The sequence below is a fragment of the Gillisia sp. Hel1_33_143 genome, assembly GCF_900104765.1.
Taxonomy (GTDB): Bacteria; Bacteroidota; Bacteroidia; order Flavobacteriales; family Flavobacteriaceae; genus Gillisia.
In genome coordinates this window covers 913025-933051 of sequence record NZ_LT629737.1, presented here as the reverse complement: position 1 = coordinate 933051, position 20027 = coordinate 913025, and the positions used below count along the sequence as shown (strand labels likewise).

Annotated in this window: 21 protein-coding genes; 18 read left to right on the top strand and 3 right to left on the bottom strand. The window is 34.3% G+C overall.

Translation table 11 applies throughout. The annotated features are described in order from the left end of the window. The 4 genes from rfbC to BLT84_RS04120 are packed head-to-tail and all read left to right on the top strand — an operon-like array spanning nt 1 to nt 3215. Nucleotides 1-546, top strand: a complete 546-nt coding sequence (rfbC, locus tag BLT84_RS04135; RefSeq protein WP_091263078.1) for a dTDP-4-dehydrorhamnose 3,5-epimerase — start codon at nt 1-3, stop codon at nt 544-546. Next, the gene (rfbD, locus tag BLT84_RS04130; protein WP_091263076.1) at nt 543-1400 is read left to right on the top strand and encodes a dTDP-4-dehydrorhamnose reductase; all 858 of its coding nucleotides are present in this window, start codon (nt 543-545) and stop codon (nt 1398-1400) included. The genes rfbC and rfbD overlap by 4 nt, the downstream gene beginning before the upstream one ends. Before the next feature lie 34 nt (nt 1401-1434). After that, nucleotides 1435-2424 (top strand): UDP-glucuronic acid decarboxylase family protein, encoded by a 990-nt coding sequence (locus tag BLT84_RS04125; protein ID WP_034887202.1) that lies wholly within the window; start codon nt 1435-1437, stop codon nt 2422-2424. Nucleotides 2425-2435: 11 nt separating this feature from the next. Further along, entirely contained in the window at nt 2436-3215 is a 780-nt protein-coding gene (locus BLT84_RS04120) for a glycosyltransferase family 2 protein (RefSeq protein ID WP_091263074.1), read from the top strand. Here the strand turns inward: BLT84_RS04120 and BLT84_RS04115 are convergent. Then, complete coding sequence (locus tag BLT84_RS04115) at nt 3204-4511, bottom strand: phenylacetate--CoA ligase family protein (RefSeq protein ID WP_091263072.1); 1308 nt, start codon at nt 4509-4511, stop codon at nt 3204-3206. The two genes, BLT84_RS04120 and BLT84_RS04115, sit on opposite strands and share 12 nt — an antisense overlap. Nucleotides 4512-4602: 91 nt before the next feature. Here BLT84_RS04115 and purD point away from each other — a divergent pair, with 91 nt between their 5' ends. Continuing rightward, nucleotides 4603-5877 (top strand): phosphoribosylamine--glycine ligase, encoded by a 1275-nt coding sequence (purD, locus tag BLT84_RS04110; RefSeq protein ID WP_091263070.1) that lies wholly within the window; start codon nt 4603-4605, stop codon nt 5875-5877. Here the strand turns inward: purD and BLT84_RS04105 are convergent. After that, nucleotides 5869-6099: a DUF6341 family protein gene (locus BLT84_RS04105; protein WP_034887211.1), complete on the bottom strand. Its 231-nt coding sequence runs from the start codon at nt 6097-6099 to the stop codon at nt 5869-5871. The genes purD and BLT84_RS04105 overlap by 9 nt on opposite strands. An 87-nt stretch (nt 6100-6186) precedes the next feature. Here BLT84_RS04105 and BLT84_RS04100 point away from each other — a divergent pair, with 87 nt between their 5' ends. The 3 genes from BLT84_RS04100 (at nt 6187) to BLT84_RS04090 (ending at nt 8962) form a co-directional block, all read left to right on the top strand. Then, nucleotides 6187-7071, top strand: a complete 885-nt coding sequence (locus BLT84_RS04100; protein WP_231929471.1) for a DUF6427 family protein — start codon at nt 6187-6189, stop codon at nt 7069-7071. 187 nt (nt 7072-7258) lie between these two features. Continuing rightward, nucleotides 7259-7867: a DUF4254 domain-containing protein gene (locus BLT84_RS04095; protein ID WP_091263066.1), complete on the top strand. Its 609-nt coding sequence runs from the start codon at nt 7259-7261 to the stop codon at nt 7865-7867. Beyond that, nucleotides 7868-8962: a glycosyltransferase family 9 protein gene (locus BLT84_RS04090; protein WP_317039996.1), complete on the top strand. Its 1095-nt coding sequence runs from the start codon at nt 7868-7870 to the stop codon at nt 8960-8962. A gap of 23 nt (nt 8963-8985) precedes the next feature. On the opposite strand, the gene BLT84_RS04085 is transcribed toward BLT84_RS04090, so the two are convergent. Then, nucleotides 8986-10035 (bottom strand): ferredoxin--NADP reductase, encoded by a 1050-nt coding sequence (locus BLT84_RS04085; protein ID WP_034887218.1) that lies wholly within the window; start codon nt 10033-10035, stop codon nt 8986-8988. A 92-nt stretch (nt 10036-10127) separates the two neighbouring features. Here BLT84_RS04085 and BLT84_RS04080 point away from each other — a divergent pair, with 92 nt between their 5' ends. From BLT84_RS04080 to atpA, 10 genes are all read left to right on the top strand, one after another. Further along, complete coding sequence (locus BLT84_RS04080; protein ID WP_091263063.1) at nt 10128-11612, top strand: DUF5687 family protein; 1485 nt, start codon at nt 10128-10130, stop codon at nt 11610-11612. Nucleotides 11613-11636: 24 nt separating this feature from the next. After that, entirely contained in the window at nt 11637-12350 is a 714-nt protein-coding gene (locus BLT84_RS04075) for an ABC transporter ATP-binding protein (RefSeq protein ID WP_034887224.1), read from the top strand. A 111-nt stretch (nt 12351-12461) separates the two neighbouring features. Beyond that, entirely contained in the window at nt 12462-15011 is a 2550-nt protein-coding gene (locus BLT84_RS04070; RefSeq protein WP_091263061.1) for a tetratricopeptide repeat protein, read from the top strand. Between the two features lie 61 nt (nt 15012-15072). Beyond that, the gene (locus BLT84_RS04065; protein WP_091263059.1) at nt 15073-15300 is read left to right on the top strand and encodes an AtpZ/AtpI family protein; all 228 of its coding nucleotides are present in this window, start codon (nt 15073-15075) and stop codon (nt 15298-15300) included. Between the two features lie 9 nt (nt 15301-15309). Then, complete coding sequence (locus tag BLT84_RS04060) at nt 15310-15696, top strand: hypothetical protein (RefSeq protein WP_034887229.1); 387 nt, start codon at nt 15310-15312, stop codon at nt 15694-15696. A 133-nt stretch (nt 15697-15829) separates the two neighbouring features. Further along, nucleotides 15830-16912: a F0F1 ATP synthase subunit A gene (gene atpB, locus BLT84_RS04055; RefSeq protein ID WP_034887232.1), complete on the top strand. Its 1083-nt coding sequence runs from the start codon at nt 15830-15832 to the stop codon at nt 16910-16912. A gap of 27 nt (nt 16913-16939) precedes the next feature. Then, complete coding sequence (atpE, locus tag BLT84_RS04050) at nt 16940-17161, top strand: ATP synthase F0 subunit C (protein WP_034887234.1); 222 nt, start codon at nt 16940-16942, stop codon at nt 17159-17161. Between the two features lie 83 nt (nt 17162-17244). Then, nucleotides 17245-17739, top strand: a complete 495-nt coding sequence (locus tag BLT84_RS04045; protein ID WP_091263057.1) for a F0F1 ATP synthase subunit B — start codon at nt 17245-17247, stop codon at nt 17737-17739. 4 nt (nt 17740-17743) lie between these two features. Continuing rightward, nucleotides 17744-18298, top strand: coding sequence for an ATP synthase F1 subunit delta (atpH, locus tag BLT84_RS04040; protein WP_091263055.1), 555 nt, complete (start codon nt 17744-17746; stop codon nt 18296-18298). A 46-nt stretch (nt 18299-18344) separates the two neighbouring features. Next, a complete protein-coding gene (gene atpA, locus BLT84_RS04035; protein WP_034887240.1) occupies nt 18345-19925 on the top strand; it encodes a F0F1 ATP synthase subunit alpha in 1581 nt (526 codons plus the stop codon). Nucleotides 19926-20027: the final 102 nt, after the last annotated feature.

Genomic DNA, 20027 nt, shown 5'->3' with positions numbered 1-20027 from the left:
ATGAAATTTGAAAAAACTCCGCTAAAGGATTGTTTTCTTTTTACTCCAGATATGTTTCCAGATCATAGAGGCGTCTTTTCTGAAAGCTTCCACAAAAAGAAGTTTAAAGAAGCTACAGGTCTGGAAATAGATTTTGTTCAGGATAATCAATCTGTTTCAAAAAAAGGAGTGTTGAGAGGTCTGCATTTTCAAGAAGGAGATCATGCTCAGGCAAAATTAGTGCGAGTTATTTATGGGGAAGTGTTAGATGTTGTGGTAGATCTTAGGCCAGATTCCTCCAAATTTAGATCTCATTTTTCTGTTATTTTAAATGATAAGAATCAACATCAGTTATTTATTCCACAAGGATTTGCACATGGGTTTATAACCTTGTCTGAAACTTCTGTTTTTTTATATAAGTGTGATAGATTTTACTCACCAGGTTCTGAATCTGGAATAATTTATAATGATAAAGATCTGGCTATAGACTGGATCTTACCGGAAAGCGAAATGATCCTTTCTGAAAAAGACACTAAATTACCTACACTTCAAGATCTATACAAATGAAGACAGTATTAGTAACCGGAGCTTCTGGGCAGTTAGGCCAATGTATTCAGAAATTAGCAGAGCAAGAGAATACCATAGATTGGCTTTTTTTTGATTCTTCTGAAATTGATATTACTTCCAATTTAGATCTACAGGCCTGTTTTACGAGTAAAAGAATTGATTACTGTATTAACTGTGCCGCATACACCAATGTGGAAAAAGCAGAAATCGAAAAAGAGAAAGCATTTTCTATAAATGCAGAAGCTGTAAAGAATCTAGCTATTAAATGCCGCGAGAATAGAACGGTGCTAATACATATTTCTACAGATTATGTGTTTGATGGAAAAGCAGATCAACCTTATAAGGAAACAGATTCCACCAATCCTATAAATGTTTACGGTGCTTCAAAATTAAAAGGAGAAGCTTACATTCAAGAGTTGTTACATGAATATTTTATTTTTAGAACCTCCTGGTTATATTCGGAATTTGGTCATAACTTTTTTAAGACCATCCTTAATAAAGTTGAAGAAAGATCAACAATAAATATCACTCCAGAACAAATAGGAACTCCAGCCAATGCTAATGATTTGGCTGAATTAATTTTGCAGGTAATTTTAAAAAAGAACGGAAATTCAGGTTTATATCATTTTAGTAATGCTGGAGAGACTTCCTGGTACGGATTTGCAGAAGAGATTTTAAAAATTTCTGGAAATTTAGATAGAGTGCAGCTTAATAGCGATAGTTCTTATAAAACAATTGCAGCAAGGCCAGAATATAGTGTAATGAGCAAGCAGAAACTTATTGAGAATCTCCATTACACTCCAAAGTCTTGGCAAGTATCGCTTTTAGAACTTTATAAAAGTTTCAAAGCATAATTTTTCTCTAATTTTAGCATCTAATTAAAGCTACATGGCAAAGAAGATATTGATTACCGGAGCAGCCGGATTTTTAGGTTCTCATTTATCAGATAGGTTTATCAAGGAGGGTTATCAGGTTATCGGGATGGATAATTTGATCACCGGAGATATGAAAAATATAGAACACCTTATAAATGAGCCAAATTTTGAGTTCGTTCATTACGATGTTACAAAATATGTACACGTACCCGGAAAATTAGACTATATCCTGCATTTTGCATCTCCTGCCAGCCCAATAGATTATTTAAAGATCCCAATTCAAACTTTAAAGGTGGGGTCTATTGGTATATTTCATCTTTTAGGATTAGCTAAAGAAAAGAATGCGCGATTGTTAATAGCATCTACCTCAGAAGTTTATGGAGATCCTTTAGTACATCCACAAACCGAGGATTATTATGGAAATGTAAATTCTATAGGCCCTCGTGGAGTTTATGATGAAGCCAAGCGATTTCAAGAATCTATGACCATGGCTTATCATCGTTTTCATGGTTTGGAGACCAGAATTGCCAGAATTTTCAATACTTATGGGCCAAGAATGAGATTAAATGATGGGCGCGTTATACCTGCATTTATTGGTCAGGCACTTAGAGGTGAGAATTTGACTGTTTTTGGGGATGGGCAGCAAACTCGTTCTTTTTGTTATGTAGATGATCAGGTAGAAGGTATCTATAGATTGTTATTAAGCGATTACAGCGAACCGGTAAATATTGGTAATCCTGAAGAAATTACTATTAAAGATTTTGCTGAAGAGATCATAAAATTGACCAATACAGATCAAAAGATAGTTTATAAGGAACTTCCGGAAGATGATCCTTTACAACGCCAGCCAGATATTACCAGAGCTAAAGAGATCTTGGGGTGGGAGCCAAAGGTTTCTAGAAGTAAGGGAATGAAGATCACCTATGATTATTTTAAGAACCTTACACAGGAGGAATTATTTAAGAGTGAACACAAAGACTTCTCCAAACATATAAAGCGCTAAAACACCCTTAAATGAACAGTGAAGCTCTAGTTTCCATAATTATGCCTTGTTATAATTCTTCGGCATTTATAGAAGAGGCTATTAAATCTGTTCAGCAACAAACCTATAAGAATTGGGAATTATGGGTAATAGATGATTTTTCTAAAGATCATACCAAAGAACGCGTAGAGAATCTAATGATCTTAGATAAGCGTATTAATTTACTAAATAATACTTCCAATTTAGGTACCGGAGCCGCTAGAAATAAAGGAATAGAAGCTGCTAATGGAACTTATATAGCGTTTTTAGATGCAGATGATCTTTGGCATGCTAATAAGTTACAACTGCAGTTAGATTTTATGCAAACACATGATCTTGTGGTGACTTTTTCAAGCTATAAACTAATATCCGAGAATGGTGAAGAAACCGGTGAAAAGGTACAGGCACTCGCTGTATTGACTTATCAGAAATTACTGAAATCTAATTACATTGGGAATCTAACCGGAATTTACAATGCACATAAATTAGGAAAGGTTTATGCTCCTTTGCTTAGAAAGAGACAAGATTGGGCACTTTGGTTGAGCATATTGAAGCAAATAGGTGAAACTAAAGGTATGGATGAGGTATTAGCATCCTATAGAATAAGAAATGACTCTATTTCTCAAAATAAGTTGGCTTTGCTTAACTATAATTTTTTGATCTATTATAGATTTTTAGATCAGGGTCTTTTTAGAAGTTTAAATTCTATGAGAATCTTCTTATGGGAACACTTTTTTATAAAGAAACAGCAAAAAATGCCGCTAGATCATTGATGTAAATTGTTTCAATTTTCCACTTTTATTCCTCTTAAGAATGGTTTTTCTTTCAAAATCTACATTCAGATTTTTTCCTACAAATGTTTCTATGGCACTTAATATTTTCTGGACTTGAATTGAAGTAAATTCCTGCTCGCTTACGTATTCTATCTTAAATCTATCCAGGTCTGTTTGTATTATAAGAAACTCCTTAATTCCTCCGGCATCTTCAATAATAGATTTTGTAACATAGTAAAAAGTTAGTCCAGGCACCACCTTACCGTTTGCAAGTATTGCTACATCATTAGTTCTTCCGGTAAGTTTGTTTAAAATTGGCTTTTTAGGAGTACTTTTAATATCAAGAGTTCCAGTATCTCCAATATCATAGCGAATCATAGGGTGCGCTTTGTTATACAGCGATGTAATTACTACTCGGCCTTCCTCTCCATTAGGAAGAATATGACCATCTTCATCTAAGATCTCTATCAAGAGGTCTTCAGAATTTATTATCCACTCGTTTTGCTGATTTTCGAAAGCTATAAGTCCAACTTCACTAGCACCATATTCATTGATCACGGGCACTCCAAAAGCAGCTTCTATGAGAAGCTTATCATCTTCAAAAAGTTTTTCTGAAGTAACGATGCATATCTTTAAACTTGGACAAATATTTTTTAGAACTATCTTATGCTTATTTAGATATTTAGCAAATAATAGAATTGCGCTGGTATATCCATTTAAATAATCAAATCTTGATCTTTTAAAGCGTTCTAAAAAAGCCTGCATCTTTTGTTCGCTAAGATCAAATACATTAAATCTTCTTCTTAGACTTACTTGGTCTTTAAAGCGCTCCATGAAATTGCCATAAATATCTAAAGGAATTCCGTAGAATCTGGCTTGTAGAGATTTGTTGAGGTCTATCCCAATCCAATCATATCTATTTATAAATCCTGCCCAGGTTAAGGCGTGGCAAAATCTATCTTTCGCAAAAATAAACGGATGTCCGCTAGAGCCAGAAGTTTTACCAACATAGATCTTATTCTTAGAATAACCTTTGCTTAATCTTTCATTAAGAGGTCGCTGCAGATCAGACTTAGACATAACCGGCACCTCTTCCCAAGATGTGAAGTTCTTTTTGCCAAAAAATTCTGAATAATATGAATTGTGATTTAGATGATGAATCACAATGGCATCTCGCTTTTCCTGGATATAATTCAAGAAAGATTCTTCCGGTATCTGCTGAATTTCTCGTAACACTTTTTGAGCCCTATTAATGGGAAATTTATTGAGCTGTAAAGAAATTTTGAACCAGTTCAAGGAATAAATTAGCTTTAATTTGTTGGTTTTTATTAGCGCTTCAATTTACAAACAATTATTTTTGACACAAGAACTAAAAAACAACTTCCAGATGAATATTTTAATTTTAGGTGCCGGCGGTAGAGAACATGCATTTGCTTATAAAATAGCTGAAAGCAAGAACTGTGATCAACTTTTTGTAGCACCTGGAAATGCAGGGACCTCTCAAATTGCTAAGAACGTAAATTTGAAGGTAACCAATTTCGCTCAAATTAAAGATTTCGTGCTAAAGGAAAATATTGAGATGGTGGTTGTAGGACCAGAAGACCCATTAGTAGAAGGTATCTATGATTTTTTTATGGATGATAGTGAGTTAAAGGAAGTTGCGATTATAGGCCCATCTAAACGAGGTGCCTTGCTTGAAGGGAGTAAGGAAAGAGCAAAGGAGTTTATGATGATGTATAACATTCCTACTGCTGCTTACGAGAGTTTTACTCCTAAAAGTTTAGAAGCAGGTAAAGCGTTCTTAACAAATCTAAAATCTCCATATGTGCTAAAAGCTGATGGTTTGGCCGGAGGAAAAGGGGTGCTAATTATAGATGACCTTGAAGAAGCACAACAAGAGTTGGAACATATGCTTATGAATAGCAAATTTGGAAAGGCTAGTAATAAAGTGGTAATTGAAGAATTTCTAGATGGTATAGAGTTAAGTGTATTTGTACTTACCGATGGTAAAAATTATAAGATCTTACCAACAGCCAAGGATTATAAGCGTATTGGTGAAGGAAATTCTGGTTTAAATACAGGAGGAATGGGAGCGATATCTCCTGTGCCATTTGCAGATGAAACCTTGATGAAAAAAATTGAAGATCGTATTGTAAAGCCAACTATAAAAGGCTTGCAAGAAGAAGATATAGAATATAAAGGGTTTATATTTATAGGGTTGATAAAGGTAGGAGAGGAGCCTTACGTAATAGAATATAACGTAAGAATGGGAGATCCGGAAACAGAAGTAGTGCTTCCTAGAATTGAGTCTGACCTGGTTGAGCTACTTCAAAAAGTTTCTGAGCAGAAATTAGATGAAGCTACTCTTAAAATTAAAGAAGATTCTGCCGTTACAGTAATGTTAGTTTCTGGGGGATATCCGGAAGCGTATGAAAAAGGTAAGGAAATTTCTGGAATAGAAAACGTTCATGATTCTATTGTTTTTCATGCAGGAACTGCAGAGAGTGAAGGAAAGATAGTAAGCTCGGGAGGTCGAGTGATTGCTGTTACCTCATTTGGAAAAGATTACCAAGAGGCACTAAAAAAATCTTATCAAAATGTAGATAAACTCCATTTTGATAAGATGTATTATAGAAAGGATCTAGGCTTTGATCTAGCTTAAAGTAGAACGGTGAGAACGATTGTGATGTGCTTTCTCCTCATCATCGAACTTTTTTAGTTGAAGCATCCAGTAAATAAAAGCTGCTGCACCAATAATCATAAAAATCCAGTTCATGATATTTGCAAGCCACCATGAATCTAATTGTAACGTTCTAAGTGCATCTAAAGGGATGAATAAAACATTCTCGAAAAGCCATGCTATTCCTTCAAAAAAATCTTTCATTGTATAACTTTGTTATATTATGGTACAAAAATATAAAAAACGGCAATGCTAACAAGCTTTTTTAGCAAATCAAAACCTGTAATTTTTTTGGCAGTCGCATTTATAATGGCTGTGTTTTACATTTCAGCAAATTTCCCTGAGCTTATAAATACTTTAGATCTTGGGGTTTGGGGTACTAAAATGGGTGTTTTTGTATGCTTTATTTTAAGTATCACTGTTTTAGACTTTATCGCCAAAAAGAACGACCTAACAAAAAGAAGTGCTTTTAAGATCGTGATCTTTGCGGTATTTTCTGTTTCTTTTTTAGCTATACTACAAAACAACCAGGTGATATTAGCAAACTTATGCATTCTGCTGGCCTTAAGGAGGATCATTAGCTTAAAGTCTAGAAAAGATATTCCTAAAAAAATATTTGATGCAACATTTTGGATATGCATAGCATCGCTATTCTACTTTTGGGCGATTTTATTTTTGTTTGTAGTATTTATTGGAATTTTGGTGCATGCAGCAAACTATTTTAAGAATTGGTTAATTCCGCTAGTTGCCTTTTGTACGGTGGTTGCCCTTGTAACGAGTTTTCATATTCTAGTATATTCAGAATTCTATACCTGGGAGAAATGGTTTCAAGAAGTAAGCTTCGATTTTAGTTTATATCAAAACCTGCAACTTCTAATTCCTTTAAGCATCATCATCGGCTTAGGTATTTGGACGTTATTCTATTATTTCGGAATAATGCAAAAGGCTAGTGTTAACTCCAGACCAACCTATATTTTGGTCTTGTTCACCTTAGCACTAGCAATATTAGTGGCTATTTTTTCTCCAATAAAAGATGGTAGTGAGTTAATATTTCTTTTTGTGCCGCTAAGTCTTATTATTTCTAATTATTTTGAAGGAAAGAAAGAAAAGATTTTCAAAGAGATCTTACTAATAGGATTGGTATTGATGCCTATTCTAATATTATTTATTTCCTAAAAAAAGAGGTTAGCCAACCTTACCTTTTATCTGTGAGCCTGCTTTACTGTGAGCTTTTTCATTTGATTAATACAAACTTTACTAAAATATGATACCTTTGTATTTCTCAAAAATCTATGGTTCTTTTTCTTAAAAGTGCGGTAGATAGGGAGGATTATTCAATTAGAAACAGATAAAAAATACCTTAATGTTTTCAGATAAAGCCAATACTATATTTCAGGAAGTGATTAATAAATATCACGAAATTAATACTGTAGATCAAAATTTTACAAATCCATATAAGGAGCAAGATCAACTAATAGAGCACTTATTATATAGAAAATCCTGGATAGATACAGTACAATGGCATTATGAAGATATAATTAGAGATCCACAAATAGATCCTGTATCTGCGTTGAAATTAAAAAGACAGATAGATGCTTCCAATCAGGACAGAACCGATATGGTAGAATATATTGACAGTTATTTTCTTGAGAAATATAATGATATTTCAGCAAAAGCTACTGCTACTATAAATTCGGAATCTCCTGCATGGGCAGTAGATAGACTTTCTATTCTGGCCTTAAAGATCTTTCATATGGAAGAAGAAACTCAGAGAAACGACGCTTCTTCAGAACATATTGAAAAATGTAATGATAAACTTACTATCCTTTTAGAGCAGCGAGAAGATCTTTCATCAGCAATAGATCAATTATTAAAAGATATTGAGAGCGGAGATAAGTATATGAAGGTTTACAAGCAGATGAAAATGTACAATGACGATGAGCTTAACCCGATTCTAAGAAAAAAGAATTAGATGAAATCTGGATCCTCAAATATTAAGGAAAAGACTGAAAATGCTAAATTTTCAGACCATAAGAGGGTTCATTTACTGGTAATTAGGCTTTCTGCTATGGGCGATGTTGCTATGTTAGCACCGGTATTGCAGGTGTTGACAACAACGTATCCTCAATTAAAAATTACAGTACTTACTAAAAAATTCTTTGCACCTATCTTCTTCGGAATTGATAATGTAGTTATCTATGAAGCCGATTTAAAAGGAGCACACAACGGAGTTTTTGGATTGAGTAGTCTTGCAAAAGATCTTAGAGATCTGGGGGTAGATGCAGTGGCAGATGTTCATAATGTGCTTAGAACTAATGTTCTAAAATCAATTTTCTTTTTATTTGGAATTCCGGTAAAACAAATTGACAAGGGCAGGGCAGAGAAGAAGGCTTTGATTAGAGAAAACAATAAGATCTTTAAACAGCTAAAACCTACTCCAGAACGCTATGCCGATGTTTTTAAAGAGCTTGGCTATCCTTTAGATCTTTCTAAATATAGGTATCCTCAAAAACAAAGACTTTCTCCAAATGCAAGAGAAATTACAGGAAAAAATACATTAAAATGGTTGGGAATTGCACCTTTTGCACAACACAATTCTAAAGTGTATCCATTAGATTTATTAGCTAAGGTTCTAGAAAAATTGAATGCAGATGAGAATGTACAAATCTATCTTTTTGGAGGTGGTAAAGAAGAACAGGAAAAATTAGAGTCTTTAGCTTCTAAACTTGGAAATGCTACATCGCTGGTTGGTAAATTAAAATTTGAAGAGGAATTAGCCCTTATCTCAAATTTAGATGGGATGCTATCTATGGATAGTGGAAATGCCCATTTAGCGGCAATATTCGGAATTCCTGTAGTTACACTTTGGGGAGTTACACATCCTTATGCAGGTTTTAAAGCTTTTAATCAACCCTTAGAGAATTGTTTACTTCCGGATTTACAGATGTATCCAAAAATTCCAACGTCCATCTATGGAAATAAATTTCCGGAGGGATATGAAGATGTTATGCGCACAATCTCTCCGGAAATAGTATATAATAAGATAAATGAAGTTCTTTTCTCCTGATCTTTTAGGAAAATAATAAGCTTTTATACATCATCATAATCCACCTTTACCATAGGAGTAGTGGGTTGAGCCTGACAAGTTAAAATAAGACCTTCTGCAATTTCACTATCTGTTAGGATCTGATTCTTACGCATTTCTGCTTTTCCTTCTGTGATCCTTGCAATACAACTGCTACAAATACCACCTTGGCAAGAATAAGGTACATCTAGATCGTTCTCTAATGCCGCATCTAAGATTGTATCTTCACTCTTCATCTTAAAAGTGGTCTCTTCATCATCTACCAAAATAGTGATCTCTGTTTCACCTTGCATGTTAGATTCTATAACTTCTCCATCTTCTGCAGCGGTAAAGAGTTCGAACAAAATATCAGCTTCTTCCACATTATTCAATTTTAGAACATCACTTACCATATGGATCATTTCTTCCGGTCCGCAGATATAGAATGTTTTAAAATTGGTTTCTTTAAATTTATTTTTCAGAACAAAATTTACAGTACTGGTTTCTATTCTTCCAAAATGTGAGTCGTTTTCTTGAGTTCGGCTAAATACAAATTCCACGAAAAGTCTTTCAGGATAATTTACCTGTAATTCTAGAAGTTCTTTAAAGAAAATGGTATCGTCTGGTGTTTTGTTACCGTAAACTAGCACAAAATTGCTATCCGGCTCCTCATTAAGCATGGTTTTTATTATGGACAAAATAGGTGTAATACCACTTCCTGCAGCAAAGGCAGCGTAAGTATTATTACTATTTGCAGGTTGAAATATAAATTTACCTTCTGGTGGATGAACCTCCAAAATATCTCCGGCCTTTAATTTATTATTAGCCAAACTTGAAAATAACCCGTTTTTTACCTCTTTCACCGTTACTTTAAATTCCGAGGAAAAAGGTGCAGAGCAAAGAGAGTATGCTCTTCTTATTTCTTTACCATCTACTGTAGTTTTAATGGTAATATATTGTCCTGCCTTATATTTAAATATTTCCTTTAATTCTGAAGGGATTTCAAAAGATAAACTTACCGCCTCCGGGGTCTCGCGGATTATTTCTTTTATCTTTAAAGCATAGAATTTATTCATGTCATAATCTTTGTGCGCAAAAATACAAAGTCTGGGGTTTTTAATTTGTAACAAATTGGTAAATTTCAACACTTGTATAAAAACTTGAATATATGTTTAAGCGTTTAATTTGGCTAGAATGGAAATCTTTCTTTAGATCTGCCAGTATGGGCAAAAGTTTAGGACTTAAGATCGTAATGGGTTTCTTAGCACTCTATTTTATCGCTATTTTTTTATTCTTTGGAATAGGACTTTTCCCGATCATTAAAGAACATTTTCCAGAGGCAGACCCCTTGATATTTGTAAATAATTATGTGCTGGTATGGCTTCTGGCTGAACTAGCTTATAGATTCTTATTGCAAACCCTACCAGTGCTAGATATTAAACCTCTTATGGTTTTGCCTATTAGCAAAAGAAAATTAGTGAATTTTGTATTGATAAAATCACTTTTCTCCTTCTTCAACTTCTTACCACTACTTATTATCATTCCATTTGGGATCTTTAATATGTATAAGCAATCACATCCAGATTTATCAATCATTGCATGGATGATTGCTCTAAGTTTTTTAACGCTATCAGTTAATTATGCCAATTTTATCATCAAAAAGAGATTCACAGAGAATTCAAAGGCATTGCTTCCATTTATTTTATTGGTTCTTGGCTTTTTTCTATTAGATTATTTTGAGGTTTTTAAAATTGGACTTTGGTTTGGAAGTGTTTTAGATCAAATTATTGAAACTCCATATTATGCAATTATTCCGGTTCTCCTTTTTATAGGATTGTTTAAATGGAATCAGCTAAATCTAGAAGGGAAGTTCTATTTAGATGCTACCTTAAAGGAGCAAACAAAAAGCGCAGACACAAAAGAATTCTTATGGACCAAGAAATTCGGAGATATAGCACCGTATTTACAGCAAGATCTTAAGCTTATCTGGCGTAATAAAAGGCCTAAAACCACCATTTATATGTCTTTATTGTTATTAGGGTATGGAATGTTCTTCTATCCTCAAGATTCTTATCAAAATAATCCATGGTTCTTTGTATTTGTTGGCATCTTCATTACAGGAATCTTTATGATCAATTTTGGACAATTCATTCCGGCTTGGGATGCTAAATACTATTCCATGATCATGGCTCAAAATATTCCTTTAAAAAAATACCTAACTGCCAAGGCGGCATTAATGTCTTTTAGTGTGGTTATTCTTGTAATATTAGCTACTCCCTATGTTTACTTTGGATGGAGAATATTTATGTTGAACATTGTTTGTGCGGTGTACAATATTGGTATTAATATCCCGATGCTTCTCTATGCAGGCTCTTTCAACAGAAAAAGAATAGATCTAGACAAAAGTCCGTTTATGAACTATCAAGGCACGGGAGCAACACAATGGCTGGTAAGTTTACCCTTAATGGTACTACCGGTAGTATTTTTCTGGTTATTTGATAAGTATGTTTCTTTTGAAAGCGGCATGGCTTTTCTATTAGGTTTAGGAATACTAGGAATGTTCTTTAGAACGAATGCTATCAACTTTATCTCTCAGGTCTATAAGAAGAATAAATATGAGATGATAGAAGGTTTTAGTCAAAAAGGAGAATAACAATACAGTTAAATAATTTCAGAAATGATCACAGCAACAAATCTTAAAAAAGTTTATAAAGGCAATACAGTGCTAAATATAGATCATCTTGATATTCCTGAAGGTCAAAGTTTTGGTCTGGTTGGGAACAATGGAGCCGGAAAAACAACATTTTTCAGTCTTTTATTAGACCTTATTCAGCCTACCACCGGAAACATTTTTAATAATGAAATTACGGTAAACCAAAGTGAAGACTGGAAACCATTTACATCTTCATTTATAGATGAAAGTTTTTTGATAGGTTATCTTACTCCAGAAGAATATTTCTATTTTATTGGAGAATTAAGAGAGCAGAATAAGGCAGATGTAGATGCTGTTCTAGAAAAATTTGAAGAATTCTTTAATGGAGAAATTTTGAACAAGCGTAAATATTTGCGAGATTTTTCAAAAGGAAATCAAAAGAAGGTTGGAATAGTAGCAGCACTTATAGGAAAGCCTAAAGTTGTTATTTTGGATGAGCCTTTTGCTAATCTAGATCCAACTACCCAAATTAGACTTAAAAAAACTATTAAAGAACTAACCGCTGCACGAGATACCACTATTCTTATCTCCAGCCATGACCTAATTCATATTACGGAGGTGTGTGAGAGAATTGTTGTTCTTAATCATGGACTCTTAGAAAAAGATATAATTACCTCTCCTGCAACGCTCCAAGAGCTGGAAGCCTATTTTTCTAAAGACGAATTTATTGAACAATAAATTTTTTGAAGCCCAAAATTCTATCTATCATTCTTTTCCAAAAAGAAACGTATTTTAGCATACTAAAACCTAAGTGCTACAGTTATTTATAACATCAAGAACGTATTGATTTTGAATAGAATTTCCTCTGGCTTTATATTTCTTATTTCCATACTCTCTATTGTTGGATGTTCTAGGAAAAAGGACACCTTCATCAATAGAAATTGGCATGCTGTTACTGCAGAATATAATACGTTATATAATGGTAATGTTGCCCTAGAGCAGGGTAAAAAGCAAATAGACCAAGGGTATAACGAGAATTTCTGGGATATACTTCCTGTTGAAAGGATGCAGGTTTCTCAAGAAATTCTGCTTCCCGGTTCCGAGAGAAATGAATTCTTTAGATTGTCTGAAGATAAAGCTACCAAAGCAATTCAAAAGCATTCTATGCTCATTGCAGGAAAAGAGAACAACCCTCAAATTGATGAAGCTTATTTGCTGTTAGGAAAGTCCAGATATTACGATCAGCGATTTATTCCGGCATTAGAAGCCTTTAATTATATTTTATATAAATATCCTGCCAGCAATACTATTAATCATGCTCAGATATGGCGTGAAAAGACAAACATCAGACTTCAGAATAATGAGTTGGCTATTAAAAATCTTAAGCGTCTTTTAGAATTTGAAACCTTAAAAGATCAGGATAGGGCAGATGCCAATGCAATTTTGGCTCAGGCTTATATAAATACCAATGCTTTAGATAGTGCTGTAGCTCCTATGAAAACTGCTGCAAATTTTACAAAAATTATGGCAGAAGAGGGGCGTTATAATTTCATTTTAGGTCAATTATACAACAGGCTTAGCAATAGAGATAGCGCTAATTATGCATTTGATAAAGTAATTCGCCTAAACAGAAGATCTCCCAGAGAATATTATATAAATGCATATTTAGGGAAGGCACGAAATTTTAATTTTGATACCGGAAATCCTGAAGATCTTATGCTAATGCTTTCAGAAATGGAAGAAAATAGAGAGAACAGAGACTTCTTAGATAAGATTTATTTTCAAATAGGAGAATACTACAATCATGAAGATTCCATTCAGGGTGCTATAGATTATTATAATAGATCGCTAAGAACCCAGTCTAACGATAGTTTTCTACAATCTGTAAACTACGAGACCTTAGGCGATATTAATTTTGATAATGCAAATTTTAGAAACGCCAGTGTTTATTATGATAGTACATTAACCAAGATACCTACAACAACCAGAGATTATTTTTTTATAAAACGAAAAAGAGATAATCTTCAAGATGTTATAAAGTATGAAGCCATAGCAGATAAGAACGATAGTATCTTAAAGTTAGTAGATATGGGAGTAGCAGCGCGTGAAACTTATTTTACCAATTATGCAGATAGTTTAAAAACACTGGCTATAGCGAAGGCTATAAAAGGTGAGGTTGCCCAACTTAATACACTTCAAAATAATAATTCACCAATTAGCGGTCCGGGTTTACCACCCTCCCTTGGGGTACCAAACGCAGGAAATTTATTCTATTTCTATAACCCTACACGCGTTGCTAATGGCTTGAAGGAATTTTTAAGAGTCTGGGGCCCAAGAAAGCTTCAGGATAACTGGAGATCTACTCTAGAGATCATTTCCAATGCAAGGGTAGATACATTAAATCAGGTCTCAGAAGATATGTTATCCAGCAGTCCTGAGTTCGATCCACAAACCTATATTTCAAGAATTCCTGTAGATGCTGTAGAGATTGATAGTCTTAAGGCACAACGAAATGATGCTTATTACAGATTAGGTTTGGTATATCGTGAGAAATTTCAGGAAGATGAAATGGCAAAGCAAAAACTGGAAGCTTTATTAATGTATACCAATGAAGAACGTCTTGTAGTACCTGCAAATTATTATCTATATCAGATCTATGATGCTCAGGGAGATCGTGTAGCTGCAGAAAAATATAAACAAGATATACTAGCAAAATATCCAGATTCTAGATATGCCGCAAGCATTAAGAATCCTGGACTGGCAATAGAGATAGATAATAAAGCAGAAGATAAATATCAAGAACTATTTAAGCGCTACGAGCAAGGAGAATATGTTGAGGTCTTAGAGCTGAGTTCAGAATATTTAGAAGAGTTTAATGATGATGAACTCTTACCAAAGATAGAATTGTTGAAAGCACTTGCTACTGGTAGATTGGTTGGATTTGATGCTTATAGACTTGCGCTTAAGAATGTAGCTCTTAAATATCCTGAAACTGAATCTGGAAAAAAAGCTCAAGATTTGTTAACCAATTCTCTACCAGCATTAGCGGCAAACAAGTTTAAACCTGATACACTTTCTCAAAACATGAAATTACTTTATGAATTTCCATATGAGGATAAGGCAGAAGTAGAAAAACTAAAGGAAAAAGTAGAGAAGGCTATTACAGAATTAAACTATAAATACACCACCTCTATAGATATATATTCTAAGGATGTAGTGTTATTGGTTGTTCATGGAATTGGCAGTAGAAGTAGAGCTTTAGGTTTTGAGGAGCTTTTAAGAGAGAACAAGATATATGCTTTTGAAAAGGAACCAATTGTGATCTCATCAGAAAATTATAAAGTTGCTCTAGTGCATAAAACTTTAGAGGATTATAAGAATACCTCGGTAAAAGAATAAAAATATATTTGACTCTGTCACTTTGAAAAATATATAAGTGATTTTAAATTTTATTAATAACATGGATAGTAATAAGTCGGGCTCACCCAAAAATAAATATCTGGAATTTGTAAACATTGCATTCCAAATGGGTATTATAATAGGCGGAGGGGTTTTTTTAGGGATCTGGCTGGACGAAAAATTTCCAAACGAGCATTCTGGCTTCACTATAGGTATTTCGTTGTTAGGTGTATTTATAGCCCTATATCAGGTAATCCGAAAAGTGAGTCAAATAAGTAAAGACAATTAAAGTAAATTCATGAAACAACAATTACGCAGCTTCCTAATTTCATTAAGTTTAGTAACCGCAATTCTCTTTGTAGCTCAATATTTTATAACCGTAAACTTTTTTGAAACTACAGAATTTTATTACGGAGTACCTGCTATCTATACATTCATGGTGTTGTCTACGCTCATTATTTATTTGATTTTGTTGTGGATACATCATAATTTTAGTGAGAACACTGGATTTGCCTTTATGGGAGCCAGTCTTCTGAAGATGCTGGCAGCTGTACTGTTTTTACTACCAATGATTTTAGCAAGACTAGAAGATGATATAGAAAACATTTTCGCATTTTTTATTCCGTATTTTTTTTATTTGATTTTTGAAACTATACAAGCAGTAAGGTTAATCAATTCGAAATAACTAATTGTGTGTCAATAAAATCCATAAAAATGCGGAAAGTGATAAAAAATTCACACCGGGACTTTTAGATAAAAATTAAAAGTATACCTTTGCACGGAATTTTGAGCCTGCAATTATTAAGTTAAACTGGACTATGACAGCACAGAAATCTTTTAAGATTATAGTGACACTTTTGTTAACTTCTATTCCTTTTCTTTCATTTTCGAAGGATCAGAGCGAAGAACATGAGGGTAAAGAAAAATTTAATGCCACAGATATGATCATGCATCACATTGGTGATTCTCATGGATGGCATTTCTTTGGGGAAGGTGAGAGCGCTGCAGTTCTTCCACTTCCGGTAATTTTATACACAGACAATGGATTAGTTTCTTTTATGTCTAGTGAGTTTCATCACGATACGGAAGGACACCACATTGTGGAGAAAGACGGGATGAGCTTTGTGAATTACCATGAAAACATCTATCAATTAAACCAAGGGGCTACAGAAGCAGAGTTTGATGCAGAGCATCATGTTGTAAATGGAACCCAGCCATTAGATTTTTCTATTACGAAGAACGTAGCGGCTATGTTCTTAACAGTAATATTAATGCTTGTTTTCTTCTTAAGTCTTTCTAAGCACCACAAGAAGAACGCTCATGCTCCAAGAGGATTTAATAACTTATTGGAAACATTAGTGTTATTCGTAAGAGATGAAATTGCAAGACCAAATATTGGTGAAAAGAAATATATGAAGTTCATGCCTTTCTTATTAACGGTATTCTTCTTCATTTGGATCACTAACCTATTAGGGCTATTACCAGGTGCTGCCAACGTAACAGGGAATATCGCAGTAACAGTATCTTTAGGTGTTTTTACACTAGTGCTTATTTTAATTAATGGTAACAAAGATTACTGGAAGCATATTTTTTGGATGCCGGGAATACCAACTTTCGTTAAGCCTATTCTGGCGGTAGTAGAGGTGATGGGATTCTTTATTAAACCAATTGCGTTAATGATACGTTTGTTTGCTAACATTACAGCAGGACATATCGTAGTATTAAGTTTATTGGCACTTATATTTATTTTAGAGAGCGCAGGAGTTGCCGGGGTATCGGTTCCTTTTGCATTATTTATAACAGTACTGGAATTGTTAGTAGCATTCCTTCAAGCGTTTATTTTTACAATGCTGTCTGCCCTATTTATAGGAATGGCGGTTGAGGAACATGAACATCATTAATTGTTAATTTTTTAATATTTATTTACTATGGAATTATTGTATGTAGGTCTTTCAGCTTTAGGAGCTGGTTTAGCGGTTCTTGGAGCCGGATTTGGAGTTGGTAAAATCGGTGGAGCTGCAATGGATGCTATTGCACGCCAGCCAGAAGCTGCCGGAAAAATCCAAACAGCTATGATTATTGCTGCTGCACTTGTAGAAGGTGTTGCCCTTTTTGGGGTAGTTGCATCTTTATTAGGTGTATTAAGGTAATTAATTTCCAAAAGCTCATTCGTAACGGTTGGTTGCGAATGAGTTTTTAAAAATGATGTTTTAATTTTTTTATATAAGTAATTATGGATTTAATAACTCCTGAAATTGGCTTGTTTTTCTGGCAAACCATCGTCTTTTTAGTACTGATCTTTTTAATGGCAAAATTTGCCTGGAATCCGATCTTAGGCGCTATTAAGAAAAGAGAAGACTCTATTAATGATGCTCTTTCTTCTGCTGAAGATGCTAGAAAAGAGATGCAAAATTTGCATGCCGATAATGAAAAACTTTTAAAAGAAGCGCGCGCAGAAAGAGATGCAATTCTTAAAGAAGCTCGTGAATTAAAAGAAAAGGTTATTGCTGAAGCAGCTACAGAAGCTCAGGAAAAAGCAAATCAAATAGTTGCTCAGGCGCAAGCTATCATTCAAACAGAAAAGAAATCTGCCATGGCAGATATCAAAAATCAGGTAGCAGCATTATCTATTGAAATAGCAGAAAAAATGTTACGTCATGAATTAGCAACTTCAGACAAGCAACAAAGACTTGTTGAAGAAATGTTACAAGACGTTACCTTAAAATAATAACATGAAAGGAACCAGAGCTGCACAACGTTATGCAAAAGCAATACTAGATTTGGCTAAAGACCAAAATGTTGCTGAAGTGGTGAATTCTGATATGGAATCCATTTCAAAAACAATTATTGGTAGCAATGATCTTCATGATGTGCTTACAAGCCCGGTATTAAAATCTAATCTTAAGAAGAATGTTCTTAAAGAGATTTTTAAAGATGTTAATCAAGTAACTCTAGGAGCCTTTGATGTGCTTATAGAGAACAAAAGGATCAATATTTTAAAAGAAGTAGCACAGACCTATATCTCATTGTATAATGAGATGAATCATGTTCAGGTAGCTAAAGTAACTACTGCAGTTCCTTTAAATGCTGAACTTGAAGCTAAGATTTTAACAAAAATTACAGAGCTTACTGGAGGTGGTGCTACTATTAATAATATTGTAGATCCAAATATAATTGGAGGTTTCATTCTTAGAATTGAAGATCTTCAATACAATGCAAGTGTTGCTAATTCTCTTAGTAATTTAGAAAGAGAATTAAAGAACAGTACATTTATATCAAAAATTTAATTAAAACAGGCGCGCATTAGGCGTTCCAATTTTATTCTAAATAATTATGGCCGAAGTAAATCCTGCTGAAGTTTCAGCAATATTAAAAAAACAACTCTCAGGTTTTGAAGCAAAAGCTTCTTTAGATGAGGTGGGTACAGTGCTTACCGTAGGAGATGGGATTGCCCGTATTTATGGTTTAAGTAATGCTCAATACGGAGAATTAGTTGAATTTGAAGGTGGTTTAGAAGGAATCGTTCTTAACCTTGAAGAAGACAACGTAGGGGTAGTACTTTTAGGACCTTCTAAAGCAATTAAAGAAGGATCTGTTGCAAAAAGAACTCAGAGAATTGCATCTATTAAGGTTGGTGAGGGAATTACCGGAAGAGTTTTAGACACTTTAGGTAGCCCAATTGATGGAAAAGGTCCAATTGAAGGAGAAACTTACGAAATGCCATTAGACCGTAAAGCTCCGGGAGTAATTTACCGTGAGCCGGTTACAGAGCCTATGCAAACAGGTATTAAAGCAATTGATGCTATGGTACCGGTAGGAAGAGGACAGAGAGAATTGGTGATTGGTGACCGTCAAACAGGTAAAACTGCGGTTTGTATCGATACCATTCTTAATCAAAAAGAATTTTACGATGCTGGGAAACCGGTGCACTGTATATATGTTGCTATTGGACAAAAAGCTTCTACTGTTGCAGGAATTGCACAGAAATTAGAAGAAAAAGGTGCAATGGCTTATACTACCATTGTTGCTGCTAATGCTTCAGATCCTGCACCTATGCAGGTATACGCACCATTTGCAGGTGCTGCAATTGGTGAGTATTTTAGAGATACTGGTCGTCCTGCACTTATTGTGTATGATGATCTTTCTAAGCAAGCGGTAGCATACCGTGAAGTATCCTTATTGCTACGTCGTCCACCGGGACGTGAGGCGTATCCTGGGGATGTTTTCTTCTTACACTCAAGATTATTAGAGCGTGCAGCTAAAGTTATTAATAACGATAAGATCGCTTCAGAAATGAATGATCTTCCAGATTCAATTAAGCATTTGGTAAAAGGTGGTGGTTCTTTAACTGCATTACCAATTATCGAAACTCAGGCTGGTGACGTTTCTGCATATATTCCTACCAACGTAATTTCTATTACAGATGGTCAGATCTTCTTAACTTCAGATCTATTTAACTCTGGAGTACGTCCTGCAATAGACGTGGGTATTTCTGTATCTCGTGTAGGGGGTAACGCTCAGATCAAGGCTATGAAAAAAGTAGCTGGTACGCTTAAGTTAGACCAAGCACAATACCGTGAATTGGAAGCTTTTGCTAAATTTGGATCAGACCTGGATGCTGCAACTTTAAATGTAATTGAAAGAGGTAAGCGTAACGTAGAGATCTTAAAGCAAGCAGAGAACGATCCATATCCGGTAGAAGAGCAAATTGCTATTATCTATGCTGGATCTAAGAATCTTGTAAGAAATGTTCCTGTAGATAAGATTAAAGAATTTGAAAGAGATTATCTAGAATTCCTTAACGTGAAACACCGTGATGTATTAGATACTCTAAAAGCAGGAAAACTAACCGATGAAGTAACAGATACTTTAACGGCTGTGGCAAGTGAACTTACTGCAAAGTATAAAAAATAGTATTGAGTATTGAGCTTTGAGTAGTTGTTAGCTTAAGTTCGTATTTAATCTTTAAATAAATTGGAGGTATCGAGTATTTAGGTTAAACGCTAAATACTCGAT

Coding starts and splice junctions, on each gene's coding strand:
- rfbC (WP_091263078.1), top strand. CDS start 1: ATGAAATTTGAAAAAACTCCGCTAAAGGATTGTTTTCTTTTTACTCCA.
- rfbD (WP_091263076.1), top strand. CDS start 543: ATGAAGACAGTATTAGTAACCGGAGCTTCTGGGCAGTTAGGCCAATGT.
- BLT84_RS04125 (WP_034887202.1), top strand. CDS start 1,435: ATGGCAAAGAAGATATTGATTACCGGAGCAGCCGGATTTTTAGGTTCT.
- BLT84_RS04120 (WP_091263074.1), top strand. CDS start 2,436: ATGAACAGTGAAGCTCTAGTTTCCATAATTATGCCTTGTTATAATTCT.
- purD (WP_091263070.1), top strand. CDS start 4,603: ATGAATATTTTAATTTTAGGTGCCGGCGGTAGAGAACATGCATTTGCT.
- BLT84_RS04105 (WP_034887211.1), bottom strand. CDS start 6,099: ATGAAAGATTTTTTTGAAGGAATAGCATGGCTTTTCGAGAATGTTTTA.
- BLT84_RS04095 (WP_091263066.1), top strand. CDS start 7,259: ATGTTTTCAGATAAAGCCAATACTATATTTCAGGAAGTGATTAATAAA.
- BLT84_RS04090 (WP_317039996.1), top strand. CDS start 7,868: ATGAAATCTGGATCCTCAAATATTAAGGAAAAGACTGAAAATGCTAAA.
- BLT84_RS04085 (WP_034887218.1), bottom strand. CDS start 10,035: ATGAATAAATTCTATGCTTTAAAGATAAAAGAAATAATCCGCGAGACC.
- BLT84_RS04080 (WP_091263063.1), top strand. CDS start 10,128: ATGTTTAAGCGTTTAATTTGGCTAGAATGGAAATCTTTCTTTAGATCT.
- BLT84_RS04075 (WP_034887224.1), top strand. CDS start 11,637: ATGATCACAGCAACAAATCTTAAAAAAGTTTATAAAGGCAATACAGTG.
- BLT84_RS04065 (WP_091263059.1), top strand. CDS start 15,073: ATGGATAGTAATAAGTCGGGCTCACCCAAAAATAAATATCTGGAATTT.
- BLT84_RS04060 (WP_034887229.1), top strand. CDS start 15,310: ATGAAACAACAATTACGCAGCTTCCTAATTTCATTAAGTTTAGTAACC.
- atpB (WP_034887232.1), top strand. CDS start 15,830: ATGACAGCACAGAAATCTTTTAAGATTATAGTGACACTTTTGTTAACT.
- atpE (WP_034887234.1), top strand. CDS start 16,940: ATGGAATTATTGTATGTAGGTCTTTCAGCTTTAGGAGCTGGTTTAGCG.
- BLT84_RS04045 (WP_091263057.1), top strand. CDS start 17,245: ATGGATTTAATAACTCCTGAAATTGGCTTGTTTTTCTGGCAAACCATC.
- atpH (WP_091263055.1), top strand. CDS start 17,744: ATGAAAGGAACCAGAGCTGCACAACGTTATGCAAAAGCAATACTAGAT.
- atpA (WP_034887240.1), top strand. CDS start 18,345: ATGGCCGAAGTAAATCCTGCTGAAGTTTCAGCAATATTAAAAAAACAA.